The sequence below is a fragment of the Methylomonas koyamae genome (assembly GCF_001644025.1).
Lineage (GTDB): Bacteria > Pseudomonadota > Gammaproteobacteria > Methylococcales > Methylomonadaceae > Methylomonas > Methylomonas koyamae_A.
Map to the genome: position 1 here is coordinate 1 of NZ_LUUK01000045.1, position 1580 is coordinate 1580.

A 1580-nucleotide genomic window follows, 5' to 3' on the forward strand; every position below is an offset into this window, starting at 1 on the left:
TCTGTTGTCATCCAGCTCAGCGAAGACGGCGGTCGAAGGAAGGATTTGCCACTGGTTAGGCGAGCGTTTTGGCGTTGGATTCCGATAACGCCAATCGAGCCTTTTGCTGGCCAATCGTTTCGACCATTAGACGACCCTCGCCAAGATATGCATCCGTTTCAAGTTGAAGGCCATGGCCACCAGTTTCCACTCACCGGTGACCGCATCCAGACCGCGTAAGGAGAATTGGCGAAAGCCGAGTACCTGTTTGATGATCCCGAACACGGGTTCCACCGTGCATTTGCGCTTGGCATAACGGGCTTTGCCTTCGCGGGTTTTCAAGTACCAAGCCATCTTTTCCAGCGGATCGTCGCCAGTCGGTTCCGGCGCATCCGGGGCTAAACGTTCCGCCAACGGCCGATGATGACTGTCACGGCCCATGGCGATTAAAGGTTCGATCCGGTTTCGTTCGCAAGCCTGGACGTTGGCGGCACTGAAGTAGCCGGTGTCCGCCAGTAGGGCTTCGGCTTGGCCCAAGGCGTCGGGCAGTTTTTTCAGTTCGGCCAGCATCGGCTCAACTTGTTGTTTGTCGTTGGTCTGCTGCGTGACCGTGGTGGCCACGATCAGCATCGTATCGACATCGACGGCGGCCTGACTGTTGTAGCCTTGCACAAAGCCTTCGTGACTCGGCAGGATGCGCGATTCCTCGTCGGTCAGGTTGATTTGATCGTCGGGCTTGGGGCCGGCTACCGGCGCCTTGGGTTCCGGGCCTCGCGGCTTTTGGCCAGCTTGCCGCTGGGCTTCCCGGCGGGACACCTTGTCCTCGTATGCCTGTTCGGCTTGCGCGTCGCGCGGTTTGGCCCGCTCGGCGATCTTGGCTTTCGCTTCACGCAAGGCTTTCAGCCGGTCTTCCCGCCGCGCCAATTCGTCCGGCAGATCAAGGCCGTCCCGGTCGTCCACCGCGTCGGTTTCGTCGGCCTTTTGCAGTAAGGCCTGAACTTCGTCTCGTAGCTGTGCTTCGAGCTTTTCGATATGGCTGTGGGACAAGGCCTTGTGCTTGGAGGCATTCGCTTTGAGCTTGGTGCCGTCCAACGCGATTTGCCCCAGCTTCACCAACTTCATCGCTTGCGCCAGACTCAGCACTTGGACGAACAGGTCTTCCAACTCGACCAGGAACGTCTTGCGGAAGTGAGCCAGGGTATCGTGATCGGGATGGGTATCACCAGACAAGAAACGAAACGCCACCGAATCGTAGGTGGCCCGTTCGATCTTCCGGCTGGAAAACACGCCGGTGGCGTACCCATAGACCAGCAGTGCCAATAATATCGCCGGATGGTGCGCCGCCGAACCCCGACCTTGATAGCGGCTCGTCAACCGGCTTAAATCCAACTGCTCGATGACTTCGACGACAAAACGCGCCAAGTGATCCTCCGGCAACCATTCGTCCACCGAGGGGGGTAATAGATAGATTTGATGGCGGTTGACAGGAATGAATCGACTCATCAAGGGCTCTCCCGGTTGCTGGTTCTTTCTATACCACCTATTTTATCTAACCAAGTTACCGAATGGACTATTGGCTTTTAAGTCCGACAGGCTCCTAG

1 protein-coding gene is annotated in these 1580 nt (G+C 57.5%); it reads right to left on the bottom strand.

Features of this window, described 5'->3' with window-relative positions; all coding sequences use genetic code 11:
• Nucleotides 1-126: 126 nt before the first annotated feature.
• On the bottom strand, nucleotides 127-1482 hold the full coding sequence (locus A1355_RS04415) for an IS1182 family transposase (protein ID WP_064025389.1): 1356 nt from the start codon (nucleotides 1480-1482) through the stop codon (nucleotides 127-129).
• Nucleotides 1483-1580: the final 98 nt, after the last annotated feature.

Bases quoted from the DNA above. Each gene is read 5' to 3' on its own strand.
- A1355_RS04415 (WP_064025389.1), bottom strand. From the start codon at position 1,482: ATGAGTCGATTCATTCCTGTCAACCGCCATCAAATCTATCTATTACCC.